General features: G+C 72.9%; 11 protein-coding genes. 5 read left to right on the forward strand and 6 right to left on the reverse strand.

All coding sequences use genetic code 11. The features are described from left to right. Positions 1-211 precede the first annotated feature (211 nt). A complete protein-coding gene (locus ACIOJE_RS04815; protein WP_280682607.1) occupies positions 212-1,561 on the forward strand; it encodes an erythromycin esterase family protein in 1,350 nt (449 codons plus the stop codon). A 23-nt stretch (positions 1,562-1,584) separates the two neighbouring features. Here ACIOJE_RS04815 and ACIOJE_RS04820 read toward each other — a convergent pair whose 3' ends face one another. Next, positions 1,585-2,034: a MarR family winged helix-turn-helix transcriptional regulator gene (locus ACIOJE_RS04820; protein ID WP_400773329.1), complete on the reverse strand. Its 450-nt coding sequence runs from the start codon at positions 2,032-2,034 to the stop codon at positions 1,585-1,587. Between the two features lie 119 nt (positions 2,035-2,153). On the opposite strand from ACIOJE_RS04820, the gene ACIOJE_RS04825 reads away from it, so the two are divergent. The 3 genes from ACIOJE_RS04825 to ACIOJE_RS04835 all read left to right on the forward strand — a co-directional run bounded on the left by ACIOJE_RS04825 (position 2,154) and on the right by ACIOJE_RS04835 (position 5,387). Next, positions 2,154-3,506 (forward strand): aldehyde dehydrogenase family protein, encoded by a 1,353-nt coding sequence (locus ACIOJE_RS04825; protein WP_400773331.1) that lies wholly within the window; start codon positions 2,154-2,156, stop codon positions 3,504-3,506. 62 nt (positions 3,507-3,568) lie between these two features. Then, complete coding sequence (locus tag ACIOJE_RS04830) at positions 3,569-4,357, forward strand: maleylpyruvate isomerase family mycothiol-dependent enzyme (protein ID WP_280682611.1); 789 nt, start codon at positions 3,569-3,571, stop codon at positions 4,355-4,357. A 124-nt stretch (positions 4,358-4,481) separates the two neighbouring features. Beyond that, entirely contained in the window at positions 4,482-5,387 is a 906-nt protein-coding gene (locus ACIOJE_RS04835; RefSeq protein WP_400773333.1) for an immunity 49 family protein, read from the forward strand. A 59-nt stretch (positions 5,388-5,446) separates the two neighbouring features. Here the strand turns inward: ACIOJE_RS04835 and ACIOJE_RS04840 are convergent, their stop codons facing one another. The 5 genes from ACIOJE_RS04840 to ACIOJE_RS04860 form a co-directional block, all read right to left on the reverse strand. Further along, the gene (locus tag ACIOJE_RS04840) at positions 5,447-7,219 is read right to left on the reverse strand and encodes a glycoside hydrolase family 15 protein (protein ID WP_400773335.1); all 1,773 of its coding nucleotides are present in this window, start codon (positions 7,217-7,219) and stop codon (positions 5,447-5,449) included. Positions 7,220-7,266: 47 nt separating this feature from the next. After that, a complete protein-coding gene (locus ACIOJE_RS04845) occupies positions 7,267-8,160 on the reverse strand; it encodes a carbohydrate ABC transporter permease (protein ID WP_280682616.1) in 894 nt (297 codons plus the stop codon). Continuing rightward, positions 8,147-9,271, reverse strand: coding sequence for a carbohydrate ABC transporter permease (locus tag ACIOJE_RS04850; protein WP_400773337.1), 1,125 nt, complete (start codon positions 9,269-9,271; stop codon positions 8,147-8,149). Before ACIOJE_RS04850 ends, ACIOJE_RS04845 begins: the two co-directional genes overlap by 14 nt. Beyond that, positions 9,261-10,511, reverse strand: coding sequence for an extracellular solute-binding protein (locus tag ACIOJE_RS04855; protein WP_400773339.1), 1,251 nt, complete (start codon positions 10,509-10,511; stop codon positions 9,261-9,263). Before ACIOJE_RS04855 ends, ACIOJE_RS04850 begins: the two co-directional genes overlap by 11 nt. 156 nt (positions 10,512-10,667) lie before the next feature. Beyond that, positions 10,668-11,702 (reverse strand): LacI family DNA-binding transcriptional regulator, encoded by a 1,035-nt coding sequence (locus ACIOJE_RS04860; RefSeq protein WP_280682621.1) that lies wholly within the window; start codon positions 11,700-11,702, stop codon positions 10,668-10,670. Between the two features lie 213 nt (positions 11,703-11,915). Between ACIOJE_RS04860 and ACIOJE_RS04865 the strand changes: the two genes are divergently transcribed. Then, positions 11,916-13,979 (forward strand): glycogen debranching N-terminal domain-containing protein, encoded by a 2,064-nt coding sequence (locus ACIOJE_RS04865; RefSeq protein ID WP_400773341.1) that lies wholly within the window; start codon positions 11,916-11,918, stop codon positions 13,977-13,979. Positions 13,980-13,993: the final 14 nt, after the last annotated feature.

Below are 13,993 nucleotides of genomic sequence, written 5' to 3' on the forward strand. Positions count from 1 at the left end.
GCCCCCTCACCTCGCGCCGGCCTGCCGTGGCCGGGCCGCCGGTCCGCACCCTAACCGACGGCACCGACAGTCGGCGGCCGCTCGGCGCACCGGCACGAAGCGGGGGCTATCCCCCCGGCGAACCCGGCGGCCGGCCCCAGTGCGCCGCGGCCCCGCCTCGACCGAGGATCCCCTTACCGACCTTTCGGGATACCCACGATGAGGAGTGGTCATGACGATGGCGAACAGCAAGGGGATCGGCCGACGCGGGCTGATCGCGGCGACGGCGGCGGCCGTCACCACCGCCCTGCTGGCCCCGGCGGCCTCCGCCGCACCGGCGGCGGACAATCGACAGAACACGGTGGTCCGCGCGTTGGAGCGGGCCGCGCACCCGCTGCGGTCGACCGAGCCCGGCGGCCGTACCGACGACCTGCGGGCGCTCGGCGCGATGATCGGGGACGCCAAGGTGGTCGGCCTCGGCGAGGCCACGCACGGCTCGCACGAGTTCTTCGCCATGAAGGAACGGGTCTTCCGCTACCTCGTCCAGGAGAAGGGCTTCACCACCTTCGCCCTGGAGATGAGCTGGTCGGCGGGCCTGCGGATCGACGCGTACCTCCAGGGCGGCGAGGGGGACCCCCGGCGGATCGTCGAGGAGACAATGGCCCACTCGCCGTGGGAGCGCCAGGAGTTCGTGAGCCTGATCGGCTGGATGCGCGAGTACAACCGCCATCACCCCGAGCACCCGGTCCACTTCATGGGCGACGACGTCGGCGCGCCCGGGCTCGGCGACGAGGTCTTCGCCCGGGTCGTCTCCTACGTGCGGAAGGCCGACCCGCGGGCTCTGCCGCGCCTCGACGCGCTGTACGAGGGCCTGCGCCCGCTCGACGACACCATTGCGTACCTGGGGAAGCCGGTCGCCGAGCGGCGGCAGAACGCCACCAGGGCGCAGCAGGCGCTGGACCTGGTCACCGCCGCCAGGGGCGACGGCGGTGAGGAGTACGAGTGGGCCGTGCAGCACGCCCGCGTCATCGCCCAGACCTTCGCCTTCGCCACCTTCGACCTCGACGACGCGGCCTCGGTGAACGCCGCGGAACTCCTCCGCGACCAGGCCATGGCCGACAACACCGCGTGGTGGCAGCGCCGCACCGGCCACCGGATCCTGCTCTCCGCGCACAACGGCCACGTCGGCTACCTGGCCAGCGATCCCGAGATGTACGCCAGGACGCAGGGCGCCGTCCTGCGCGACGCGTTCGGCCGGGACTACCTCTCCATCGGGTTCACCTTCGACCGGGGGTCCTTCCTCACCATGGCCGCCTCCCTCGGCGACGCCTGGGACAAGGTCACCGTGCCCCCGGCCACGCCCGACATGAGCGAGTACACCCTCGACCGGGTCCGCCACCAGGACTACTACGCCGACCTGCGCACCGCGCCGCCCGCGGCCCGCGCCTGGCTGGACGGCGTCCGCCCGCTCTACGAGGCCGGCTCGGTGTTCACGAAGGACCCGCTGCCCACCCTCGCCCTCGGCAAGGCCTACGACGTGCTCGTCCACCTCCACCAGGTCCGCGAGGCCGGGAAGCTCTGAGCCCCGCCGGCCGTCGGCGGGCGTCAGGCCGGCGGGGCGGCCGTGTCGGGGAAGGCCCGGTCCAGCAGCGCGCGCAGGGTCGTCCGGTCCTGGTCGGAGAGCTGCTCCAGGGCGGTCAGGCCGGACATCAGGTCGGCGCGGATCGACCGGACGGTCCGCTCGCCCTCGTCGGTCAGGGCGATGTTCTTGACCCGGCGGTCGGCGGGGTCGGGCTCGCGGCGGACCAGGTCGCGGCCCTCCAGCCGGTCAACGATACCGGTGACGTTGGAGGCGTCGCAGGAGAGCAGCCCGGCGAGGGCGCGCATGGAGCGGGGCCGGGTGAGCAGGCTGAGCGTCTTGCCCTGCATCAGGGTCAGTCCGCGCCCCGCCGCGGCGGCGGCGAAGTGGCGGTAGTAGGCCGCGGCCACCCGGGCGAGCTGATCCATCAGCTCGATCGGCGTGGCCGGCGGGTCCGGCGGGGGGTTCTGGTGCACGGTATCGAGCATAGGCACATTGCTTGACATCCTCAACCATTGAGGTCTACCGTCCAAGAATGCTTGAGGTCATAAACCATCGACGGCCTCAAGCCACCCGGAAGGACCCCGAGACCCTCATGACCCACACCCCCGCCGCTCCGGACGCCGCACCCGCCGCGGAAGCCGCCCAGGAACCCGCCGCCACCGTCGCCCGGCTGCGCGCCGCCTTCGACACCGGCCGGACCAGGCCGCTCGCCTGGCGCCGGGCCCAGCTGGCAGGCCTGCGCTCGCTGCTCACCGAGCAGTCGGACGCGTTCCTGGCGGCCCTGCGCGCGGACCTCGGCAAGGGCACCGCCGAGGCCTACCGGACCGAGATCGGCTTCACCCTCCACGAACTCGACCACACCGTCGCCCACCTGGAGCAGTGGCTCCAGCCGAGGCCGGCCACCGTGCCCGAGGTCTTCCGGCCGGCCGAGGCCCGGGTGGTGCGCGACCCGCTCGGCGTGGTGCTGATCATCGCGCCGTGGAACTACCCGCTCCAGCTCGCCCTGGCCCCGCTGGTGGGCGCGCTGGCCGCCGGGAACACGGCCGTGCTCAAGCCCAGCGAGCTCGCCCCCGCGACCTCCGCCGCGATCGCCCGGCTGCTCCCGCGCTACCTCGACCCGGAGGCCGTCGCGGTCGTCCAGGGCGCCGTCCCGGAGACCACCGCGCTGCTGGAGCAGCGCTTCGACCACATCTTCTACACCGGCAACGGCGCGGTCGGCCGGATCGTCATGGCGGCCGCCGCCCGGCACCTCACCCCGGTCACCCTGGAGCTCGGCGGCAAGAGCCCGGTCGTGGTCGAACCCGGCGTCGACCTGGCGGTCACCGCCCGGCGGATCGCCCAGGGCAAGTTCCTCAACGCCGGCCAGACCTGCGTCGCCCCCGACTACGTCCTCGCCATCGGTGCGAGCGCCAAGGCGCTGGAGTCCCAACTGGCCGACGCCGTCCGGGAGTTGTACGGCGAGGACCCGGCGACCGCCCCCGAGTACGGACGGATCGTCAACGAGCGCCACTTCGACCGGCTCACCGCACTGCTCGACGACGGCCGGACCGTCACCGGCGGCACCCACGACCGCGCGAGCCGCTACCTCGCCCCGACCGTCCTCGCCGACGTCTCCCCCGAGGCCCCCGTGATGCAGGCGGAGATCTTCGGCCCGGTCCTGCCCGTCGTCGCCGTGCCCGACCTCGACGCGGCGATCGCCTTCATCAACGAGCGCGACAAGCCGCTCGCCCTCTACGCCTTCACCGAGTCCCCGCAGACCAAGCGGCGGCTGACCGAGGAGACCTCCTCCGGCGCGCTCTCCTTCGGCCTGCCGGTCTCCCATCTGGCCATGCCCGAGCTGCCGTTCGGCGGCGTCGGCGAGAGCGGCATGGGCCGCTACCACGGCGAGTACTCCATCGAGACCTTCAGCCACACCAAGGCCGTCGTCGACAAGCCCCTCGCCTGATCCCGCCCGTCGCCTGACCCCGCTCCCCCGCCGAACCTCCCTACACCCTAGCGAGCACACCCATGACCACCATCGACCACGGCGCCGCCGTCGCCGCGGAGACCGCCCGCCTCGTCACCACGCTGCAGGACGCCGATCCGACCACCCCGGTGCCCAGCTGTCCCGACTGGACCCTGGAGGACCTGGCCCGCCACACCGGCAGCGTCCAGCGCTGGTTCACCGTCCTGCTCCGGCAGCGGGTCCAGCAGCCGCCCCGCAGCCGCGAGGTCGACCTGCGGCTGCCCGCCCGGCCGGAGGGCTACCCCGCCTGGCTGGCGGAGGCCTCGGCCGAGGCCGGCGCCACGTTCGCGGAGACCGACCTCGACGCCCCGATGTGGGCCTGGGGCGCCGACCAGCACGCCCGCTTCTGGGTCCGGCGGATGCTGTTCGAGACCCTGGTGCACCGCGCCGACGCGGAGCTCGCGCTCGGGCGCACCCCGGAGTTCGACCCGGAACTCGCCGCCGACGGGGTCGACGAGTTCCTCACCAACCTGCCCTTCGCCGCGATCTTCGCCCCGAAGACCGCCGAGCTGCGCGGCCCGGACCGCACCATCCGCTTCACCCGCACCGACGCGAACGCCTCCGACGGCGGCAGCGGGGGCGGCGACTGGCTGATCCGCCTGCGGCCCGACGGCTTCGGGCTCGACCCGGACGGCGCCGCCGCGGACCCGATCGCGGACGCCACCGTCCGCGGGAGCGCCGCCGATCTGCTGCTGCTCCTCTACGGCCGGCTCGACCGCACCTGCACCCGTCTCGACGTGCGCGGGGACGACGAACTGCTCGCGCACTGGTTCGCCAACTCGGCGTTCTGACCGGCCCGGGCGAGGGGTGACGCACGGCCGCAGCCCCTCGCCCGGCAGGCACGATCGACTGTCAGTGGTCGCTGGTAGCGTGCCTTTCCGTCAGTGGACGATCAAGGAAAGGCGGTATCAGGTCATGGACGTGGCGTGCCACGAACTCGTGCAGCAGCGGATCACCGACGCGCTGGACGGCATCCAGGACCGGGCACTCAACTCCTGGTACCTGATCCACTACGGCCATCTGACCATCAAGACGATCCGGGAGATGGGCGAGGAACTCCTCGACCACGTCGGCGCGCTCACCCTGGAGGACCGTCCGCTCGGCGGCGCCCGCGCCCGCATCATCCTGGAGACGGCGGCCGAGTGCGCACTCGGCGTCCTGTCCCTCGGCTGCTTCCCCGAGGGCGACTTCGAGGTGCCCTTCCCGTTCATCGGCGAGACGCTGACCAGTGATGAGACCCGCTTCGCGGGCGACGTGGACTTCGCCCCCACGGCCGCCACCTGGGTCGACGCCTTCGCGATGTGCGTGATCAGCGGCCTGGTCTGGGACCGCGACCGCATGCTCGGCCCACTGCTGAAGGACGACTACGGGCCCTCGGTCCGCGACGGCCTACCGTACTCGGACTTGGACTCGACCTCCGATCCGGCGAGCCTCGCCGAGATGGACGCGCTCTGTTCCTACCTCTACGTCGTGGCGACGGCCATCTCGCCCTGGGTCGCACCCGGCCCGGTCCCGCTGCGCAAGCCCGACGCCGAGGAGCGCGCCGCCGCGGCCCAGGCCCTGGACGCCGTCGGCGGGCTGACGCCGGACCAGCAGCTGCTCCGTGTCCTGCTCGACGACGACCAGGCCGCCTTCGAGCAGGCCCTGGCCGACCGCCTCGTCCGGCACCGCGAGAGCACGCCCCCGACGTCCTACGCCCGAAGCCTCGTCCCGGTCCTGCCCATCGCCCTGGCCGCGCTGGCCGTCCAGGCCCACGGCTGGCAGCTGGGCGTCTCCTCCGGCTACCTTCCGGCGACGCTCATACAGCCCCAGGGGGTCTGACCGCTCCCCGGCCGGATCCGACCGGCTGGGACCACTGCACTGGCCCCGACGCCGCCGCGTCAGCCGAGCCGCAGGGCGGTGTCGATCAGCGGGACGTGGCTGAAGGCCTGCGGGAAGTTGCCGACCTGACGCCTGAGCCGCGGGTCCCACTCCTCCGCCAGCAGCCCGAGGTCGTTGCGGATGGACAGCAGCTGGTCGAACAGCTCGCGCGCCTCGTCGCCCCGGCCGATCATCGCCAGGGCGTCCGCCAGCCAGAACGAGCAGGCCAGGAACGCGCCCTCGTCGCCCGGCAGGCCGTCCACCCCGCCGGTGGTGGGGTAGCGCAGCACGAAGCCGTCCTCGGTGGACAGTTCGCGCTGGATCGCCTCGACGGTGCCGATGACGCGCTTGTCGTCCGGCGGCAGGAAGCCGACCTGGGGGATGAGCAGCAGCGAGGCGTCGAGCTCGGATGAGCCGTAGGACTGGGTGAAGGTGTTGCGGTCCGGGTCGTAGCCGTGGGTGCAGACGTCCTCGTGGATCTCCTCGCGCAGGGCTCGCCAGCGCTCCAGCGGGCCCTCGCAGGCCGTCTGCTCCAGCAGCTTGACCGTCCGGTCGACGGCGACCCAGGCCATCACCTTGGAGTGGACGAAGTGCCGGCGCGGGCCGCGGACCTCCCAGATGCCCTCGTCCGGCTCGCGCCAGTGCTCCTCCAGCCAGGAGATGAGCCGCAGTTGGAGCAGGTGGGCGTGGTCGTTGCGGGCCAGGCCGGTGGTCTGGGCCAGGTGCAGGGCCTCGACGACCTCGCCGTAGACGTCCAGTTGGAGCTGCCCGGCCGCGCCGTTGCCGATCCGGACGGGCCGGGAGCCCTCGTAGCCGGGCAGCCAGTCCAGCTCGGTCTCCACCAACTCCCGCTCGCCGGCGATGCCGTACATGATCTGCAGGTTCTCCGGGTCACCGGCGACGGCCCGCAGCAGCCACTCGCGCCAGGCGCGGGCCTCGTCCCGGTAGCCGGTGCGCAGGAGGGAGGAGAGGGTGATGGTGGCGTCGCGCAGCCAGGTGTAGCGGTAGTCCCAGTTCCGGACGCCGCCGATGTCCTCGGGCAGCGAGGTGGTGGGGGCGGCGACGATGCCGCCGGTGGGCGCGTAGGTGAGGCCCTTGAGGGTGATCAGCGAGCGGACCACGGCCTCGCGGTAGGGGCCCTGGTAGGTGCACTGGGCGACCCAGTCCCGCCAGAACCCCTCGGTGGCGGCCAGCGCCTCCTCGGCGTCCGGCTGCTCGGGTGCGCCCAGGTGGGAGGCCTGCCAGGTCAGCGCGAAGGCGATCCGCTCGCCGGCGGTGACGGTGAAGTCGGCGTAGGTGGTGAGGTCCTGCCCGTAGGTCTCGGCCTCGCCGTCCAGCCAGACCGAGTCGGGCCCGGCCACGGCGACGGTGCGGGTCCGCCCGCCGTCCGCGACCTTGTGCACCCAGGGCACGACGCGGCCGTACGAGAAGCGCATCCGCACCGCCGAGCGCATCCGGACGGTGCCCGTCACGCCCTCGACGACGCGGATCAGCTGCGGGGCCGCCGTGCCGCGCGGCGGCATGAAGTCGACGACCCGCACGGTGCCCTCGGCGGTGTCCCACTCCTGTTCCAGGATCAGCGAGTCGCCCCGGTAGCGCCGCCGGTGGGCGGGCGCGGCGACACCGGGGGCGATCCGCCAGAAGCCGTGCTCGTCCGTCCCCAGCAGGCCGGCGAACACGGCCGGCGAGTCGAAGCGGGGCAGGCACAGCCAGTCCACCGCCCCGTCCCTGCCGACCAGGGCGGCGGTCTGCATGTCGCCGATCAGCGCGTAGTCCTCGATACGGGCGGGCACGTGGTTCTCCAAGAGGGTCAGCAGGGGGTCGGGCGTGCGGGCCGGGCTCACTCCTTGAGCGAGCCCGAGTTGGCGCCGCGGACGAAGTGGCGCTGGAAGCAGAAGAACAGGATCGCCACGGGGACGGTGGACAGCAGCGCCGCCGTCAGCTTGAGCGGGTACTGCGTCCCGGAGCCGAGTCCACCGGAGACGAAGTGCGCCAGACCGGTGGTCAGGGTGTCGTGCTCGCTGGACTGGGTGGACACCAGGAAGTGGGTGAACTCGTTCCAGGAGCCCTGGAAGGAGAGCACGGTGAGCGTGATCAGCGACGGGCGCGACATCGGCAGGACCACGGACCAGAAGATCCGCAGGACGCCGGCCCCGTCGATCCGGGCGGCCTCCTCGATCTCGCGCGGCACCGACTCGAAGAACTGCTTCATGATGAAGATCCCGGCGGCGTCGACGAGCAGCGGCAGGATCATCCCGCTGTAGGTGTCGAACATCCCGAAGCTCTTCAGCACCAGGAACTTCGGGATCAGCAGCACCACGCCGGGCACGGCCAGCACCGCCAGCACGAAGCCGAACAGCAGGCCCCGGCCGGGGAAGCGGAGCCGGGCGAGGGCGTAGCCGGCCATCGAGTCCAGCAGCACCCGGCCCGCGGTGACCAGGACCGTCACCACCACGCTGTTGCCCAGCCAGCGCAGGAACGGGACGTTCTCGACGCCCTCGGCGAAACCGAAGAGCCGCCGGTACGCGGCGAGCGTGCCGCCGTCCGGGAGCAGCGACATCGGGTGGGCGGCCGCGTCGGGGTCGGTCTTGAAGCTGGTCGCCAACTGCAGGACGAACGGCAGCAGGTAGAGCAGCGCGAACCCGACCAGGGCCGTGTAGCCGAGGATCCGCACGGGTGCGGGGAAGCGGGCCAGGACCGGCTTCTCCTGGGTGGACCGGTCAGCCTTCCGCACGGCGGGCTCCCTTCGGGATCCGGCCGGGCTTCGGGCCCCGACCGGGCGTGCGGCTCCGCCCCGGCTTGCCGTCCCGCTCGCGCAGGACCCACCGTTGCACCGCTGTGAGCAGCAGGATCAGGCCGAGCAGGACGAACGCGATGGCGGCGCCCTGCCCGTAGTCGGAGTTGTCGAAGCCGGCCGAGTAGGACAGGTAGGCGGGCGTGAGCGTGGTGTTGCCGGGGGCGCCCTTGCCCATCACGTAGACCTGGTCGAAGACCTGCCAGGTGGAGATCAGTCCCAGCGTGAGGACGAGGAACAGGATCGGCCGGATCGCCGGCAGCGTGACGTTGCGCAGCAGTTGGCGGCGGTTGACGCCGTCCAGCGCGGCGGCCTCCTCCAGTTCGCGGGGGATGTCCTGCAGGGCGGAGAGGAAGATCAGCATGAAGGTGCCGGAGGTCGTCCAGACGGCCATCAGGATGAGGGTGCACATCGCCACCGAGGGGCCGGCGAACCACTCCGACCAGGGCAGCCCCAGGGGGCCGTGGCCCGCCGCCGCGCCGGTTCGCGCGGGCTGGTCGATCCCGAACCAGCCCAGCACGATCCAGACGATGCCGCGCGGATCGGCGAACCAGTTCGGCCCCTTCACCCCGAACCAGCCCAGCAGCCGGTTGACGGCGCCGCTGCCCTGGAACAGGAAGAGGAAGATCGTCGAGATCGCGACCGAGCTGGTGACGGACGGGAAGTAGAAGACCGTGCGCAGGGCTCCCCGGCCGCGCAGCAACCGCTGGTTGACCATGATGGCGAGCAGGAGCGCCAGCCCCGTCTGCAGCGGCACGACCAGCACGACGTAGTACAGGGTGTTGCGCATCGAGGTGGCGAACAGCGTGCGGTCCAGCCCGTCCTCGGTGAACAGCTTGCGGTAGTTGTCCAGGCCGACGAAGTCCGCGCTGCCGCTGAACGGGTTGGACTGGCCGTCCCAGTGCAGCAGGCTCACCCACAGCGCCATCAGGATCGGCAGCGCGAGGAACAGGCCGAGGACGAGGACCATGGGGCTGACGAACAGCCAGCCCCAGGCCCCCTCACGAAGGCCCGGTCGGCGCGGTGCGCTGCCCGTGCTCTTACTGGGCATTCTTTATGGCCTGCTCGCCGTTGCGCTGGAGGGTGCCCAGGATGGTCGCCGGGTCGCCGGTCCTCAGCGACTGCAGGTCGGTGTTGAACTGCGTGAGCACCTTGTTGAAGCCCGCGATGGTGACCGGCGCCTGGGCGTGGGCGACGCCGTCGACCCACCCCTTGGACTCCGGGTACTTCTCGGCGTACGAGGCCAGCGCGCTGGTGCGCGAGGGCATCACGCCGAAGGCCTTGGCGAAGGCCAGCTGCTGGTCGGCCGACGTCAGGTGCTTGACCAGGTCGACGCCGGCGGCCTGGTGCTGGCTCTTGGCGGCGACGCCCCAGCAGTTGCTGAACGCGAGGGTGCCCGGGCCGGCCGGGCCGGCGGGCAGCGGGAGCACCTTGTAGGAGACGCTCGGGTAGTCGGCGGCCATCGCGCCCTTGAGCCAGTTGCCCTCGATGGTCATCGCGGCCTTGCCCTTGCCGAGCGCCTCGCCGCCCCAGCCGGTGTCCACCTCGGAGACGTACTTGGCCGAGCCGGCCTTCATCATCGACTGCACGTACTCCAGGGCCTGCTTGTTGGCCGGGCTGTCGGCGGTCATCGCGGTCTGCTCGGGGTTGGTGATCCAGCCGCCCGCCTCCCTCATCAGGGCGCCGAGCCGCTGGTAGTCGGGGGCGGTGACCAGACCGGTCACGCCGTCCTTGGTGAGCTTGGCGGCGGCGTCGGAGAGCTGCTGCCAGGTGGTCGGGTAGTCGGCCTCGGTGAGCCCGGCCTGCTGCCAGAGCGCGGTGTTGATCGCCAGGCCGAGGGTGGAGCTGTCCTTGGGCAGGCAGGTGAGCTTGCCGTTGTAGGTGAAGGCCTTGCGCAGCTGCTCGGAGAAGTCCGAGGCGTCGGGGATCTGGTCGCCGTACGCGTACAGCGAGCCGCCCTTGGCGTAGTTCGCGAACTGGTCGGAGTTGACGTAGAAGAGGTCCGGCGGGTTGCCGCCGGCCAGGGCCTGGCCGAGCTGCTGGTTGATGTCGCTGGCGATCTGCACGGTGACGGTGTTGCCGGTCTGCTTGGCCCAGTCGGCGGTGGCGGCCTTGACCGCGGCCGTCTCGGCGTCGCCGGAGGTGGCGATCAGCACCGTCAGGCTCTGGTTGCCGCCGGAGGACTGCTTGGCCGATGAGTCACCGAAACCGCCGGAGGAGGAGCAGCCGGTGACGGCGCCGAGGACGGCGGCCGCGCAGACTGCCGCGGCGAGGGTACGAGTGGTGGCCATGCGGGATCTCCTTGCGAGGGTGGGTGGGGGTGCTTTCAGGAGAGGTGACGGGGGCCGGCGGGGCGGGGCTGGTCACGCGCCTTGGCGCGGGACCGGCTCGGGGGGGGGGCGGCGGGTCACACGTGTTCACGCGGGACCAGCCCCGCGGCCGGCGGGTCACACGCTTTCGCGTAGGACCAGTTCGGGGGCGAGCAGCACGTGCTCGGTGGGGCGCCGGGTGTCGCTCAGCCGGTTGAGGAGCAGGCGCATGCACTCGCGGCCGACCGCGTCGAGCGGCTGGGCGAGGCTGGACAGCGAGGGGAAGAGCAGGGGGGCGATCGGCGAGTCGTCGAAGCCGATGACGGCCGCGTCCGCGCCGGGGGTGCGGCCGCCGTGCCGCAGCGCCTGGTACCAGCCGAGCGCCAGGGTGTCGCTCGCCGCGACGACGGCGGTCACGCCGCCCGCGAGCAGCCGCTCGGCGGCCTCGGCGGCGCTGGCCGGGTCGTCCGGGCTCTCCACCCGGCGGCCCCGGGTGGGCAGGCCCAGCTCACGCATGGTGCTCTGCCAGCCGCGGGCGCGGTCGTCACCGACGCCGGAGCCCTTGGGCCAGCCGAGGAAGCCGATCTTCCGGTGGCCCAGGGCGGCGAGGTGGCGCACGGCGGCGGAGGTCCCGGCGGCGCCGTCGACGTCGACCCAGTCGCCGACGTCCCGGCCGGACCAGGTCCGGCCGAAGGCGACGAACGGGACGCCGCGCTCGTGCAGCCAGCCCTGGCGGCGGTCGCCGCGGTCGGTGCCGCTGAGGACGAAGCCGTCCGCGCCGTGCTCGTCCAGCAGCTGCTGGTAGCCGGTGAGCTCGTCGTCGCCCGGGGTCACGGCGAACAGCACCACCCGGTAGCCGGCCTGGTCGGCGGCCTCGGACAGCGAGTGCAGGAACTGGTCGAGCACCGGGGTCGGGACGCCCGCCTGACTTGAGCGGATGCCGTAGCCGATGAGCTTGCTGGCTCTGGTGCGCAGCGCCTGCGCGGCGCGGTGCGGCCGGTAGCCGAGCTCGTCGATCGCGCGCTGGACCCGCTCCAGCGTCTGCGGGCGGAGCAGCTCGGGGGAGTTGATCGCGTTGGAGACCGTCTGGCGGGCCACGCCGGCGCGGGCGGCGACCATTTCGAGGGTCACCGAGGCGCCCGCCTTCGGCGTGGTCGATGGAGTTGCAGGCATGGCGGCGGTCCCAGGGTCGGTCTCGATCGGTGGTTCGCGTGGAGCGTTCCTCACGGAGCGCTTCCGGTGGAGCGCTCCAAAACTTGGAGCGTTCCAAATGGGTGTTCCATTGGCCCCACCAGGGGGGTTAATGTTTTTGGAACGCTCCAATGGCAGAAAGGTTGCGCCCGAGTGGAAGCAACTGTCAAGCCCCAAAACGAGGATGTCGAGCCCATGTCAGCGATCGACCTGCAGCCGTTCCTGCACGACGCCCAGCTCTCCGTGGCCGCCCCGAGCTTCTGCGCCTCGCGCCCGGACGGGCGGATCGGCGGCGGTGCGGACGGCTTCTACCACGGCGACCGCCGGATCCTCTCCCGCCTGGAGGCCTGCGTCGCCGGGCTCCCCAACGCCCCCGTCGCCACCACGCACGGCGAGGACGGGCAGGCCTCCTTCGTGACCGTGCTGCGCGGCCTGGCCGAGCTCACCGCCGACCCCGCCGTCACCCTGGAGCGCCGCCGGGAACTGCGGCCCGGGCGCCTCGTCGAGCGCTACACCGTCCGCAACGCCGGGGGCCGCACCGCCCGCCTGCGCCTGGAGCTGCGCGCGGAGAGCGACTTCGCCGCCATGGACACCGTCAAGGCCGGCCGCGCCGGTGAGCCCATCCCGCCCACCGCCGACGGGAACGGCCTGCGCTGGCACGACGGCCCGCTCGCCGCCGCCCTCACCGTCCGGCCGGCGCCCGACCACCTCACCGCCGACGGCGGCACCGGCACCCTGGGCTTCGACCTCGAACTCGCCCCCGGCGAAAGCTGGCAGGCCGTCCTGGAATGCACCGCCGAGCACCGCGACGGCGACCTCTTCCCCGCGCCGCCCGCCGACGCCGCCCCCTGGCGCACCCCCGAGGTCACCGGCCGCGACCACCACCTCGCGCACTGGATCACCCGCTCCCACCACGACCTGCGCGGGCTCCTGCTCACCGACCCGCTGCGGCCCGCCGACCACTTCCTCGGCGCCGGGGCCCCCTGGTTCCTCACCCTGTTCGGCCGCGACTCCCTCTGGGCGGCCCGGATGATGCTCCCGCTCGGCACCGAACTCGCCGCCGGGACGCTGCGCACCCTGGCCCGCCGCCAGGGCCGCGCCGTCGACCCCGCCACCGAGGAGCAGCCCGGCAAGATCCTCCACGAGGTCCGCCGCGACGCACAGCACCTCGACGCCGGCTCCCAACTGCCGCCCTGCTACTACGGGACGGCCGACGCCACCCCGCTCTGGCTCACCCTGCTGCACGACGCCTGGCGCTGGGGCATGCCCGAGGACCAGGTCGAGGAGCTGCTGCCGCACACCGAGGCCGCCCTCGCCTGGCTCGCGGACCACGCCGACGCGGACGGCGACGGCTTCCTGGAGTACGTGGACAGCTCCGGCAAGGGACTCTCCAACCAGGGCTGGAAGGACTCCTCCGACAGCATCCGCTTCCGCGACGGCCGGATCGCCGACGCCCCCATCGCGCTCAGCGAGGTCCAGGCCTACGCCTACGAGGCGGCCGTCGCGGCGGCCGCGCTGCTGGACGCCTTCGGCCGGCCCGGCGCCGACCGCTGGCGGCAGTGGGCGGACGACCTGCGGCAGCGCTTCCGCGACCGGTTCTGGACCGAGGACACGCACGGCCCGTACCCGGTGGTCGCCCTCGACGGGGACAAGCGCAAGGTCGACTCGATAGCCTCCAACATGGGCCACCTCCTCGGCACCGGCCTGCTCGACCCGGCGGAGAGCGCCCTGGTCGCCCGGCGGCTCACCGCCCCCGGCATGGACAGCGGCTTCGGCCTGCGCACCCTGGACGCCGACGCCACCGGCTTCAACCCGCTCGGCTACCACACCGGTTCGGTCTGGCCGCACGACAGCGCCATCGCCGTCCACGGCCTCGCCCGCGCCGGCCTGCACGACGCCGCCGCGCCGCTGGCGGCCGGCCTGGTCCGGGCGTCGGCGGCGTTCGACCACCGCCTCCCCGAGCTGTTCGCCGGCTACCCCCGCAGCCAGTACGCCCGCCCCGTCCCCTACCCGGCGTCCTGCCGCCCGCAGGCCTGGGCCGCCGCCGCCTCCGTCCAGGTCCTGCAGGCCCTGCTGGGCCTGGAGGCCGACGCACCCAACCGCCGCCTGCGCGTCCGTGCCCAGGCCCCGGCCGGGTACGAGTCCCTGCAGATCACCGGCCTGACGGTGGCGGGCCTGCCCATCGAGGTCACCATCGACCACACCGGAGCCATCACCCTCCACGCCCCCGAGGGCTTCACCGTCACCACGAACCCCTGACACCCGGCGGCCCC

It is taken from the genome of Kitasatospora sp. NPDC087861, from assembly GCF_044742585.1.
GTDB lineage: Bacteria > Actinomycetota > Actinomycetes > Streptomycetales > Streptomycetaceae > Kitasatospora.

What these genes read in the sequence shown, in the direction of transcription:
- ACIOJE_RS04815 (WP_280682607.1), top strand. Translation starts at nt 212, where the DNA reads ATGACGATGGCGAACAGCAAGGGGATCGGCCGACGCGGGCTGATCGCG.
- ACIOJE_RS04825 (WP_400773331.1), top strand. Translation starts at nt 2,154, where the DNA reads ATGACCCACACCCCCGCCGCTCCGGACGCCGCACCCGCCGCGGAAGCC.
- ACIOJE_RS04830 (WP_280682611.1), top strand. Translation starts at nt 3,569, where the DNA reads ATGACCACCATCGACCACGGCGCCGCCGTCGCCGCGGAGACCGCCCGC.
- ACIOJE_RS04835 (WP_400773333.1), top strand. Translation starts at nt 4,482, where the DNA reads ATGGACGTGGCGTGCCACGAACTCGTGCAGCAGCGGATCACCGACGCG.
- ACIOJE_RS04850 (WP_400773337.1), bottom strand. Translation starts at nt 9,271, where the DNA reads ATGCCCAGTAAGAGCACGGGCAGCGCACCGCGCCGACCGGGCCTTCGT.
- ACIOJE_RS04855 (WP_400773339.1), bottom strand. Translation starts at nt 10,511, where the DNA reads ATGGCCACCACTCGTACCCTCGCCGCGGCAGTCTGCGCGGCCGCCGTC.
- ACIOJE_RS04860 (WP_280682621.1), bottom strand. Translation starts at nt 11,702, where the DNA reads ATGCCTGCAACTCCATCGACCACGCCGAAGGCGGGCGCCTCGGTGACC.
- ACIOJE_RS04865 (WP_400773341.1), top strand. Translation starts at nt 11,916, where the DNA reads ATGTCAGCGATCGACCTGCAGCCGTTCCTGCACGACGCCCAGCTCTCC.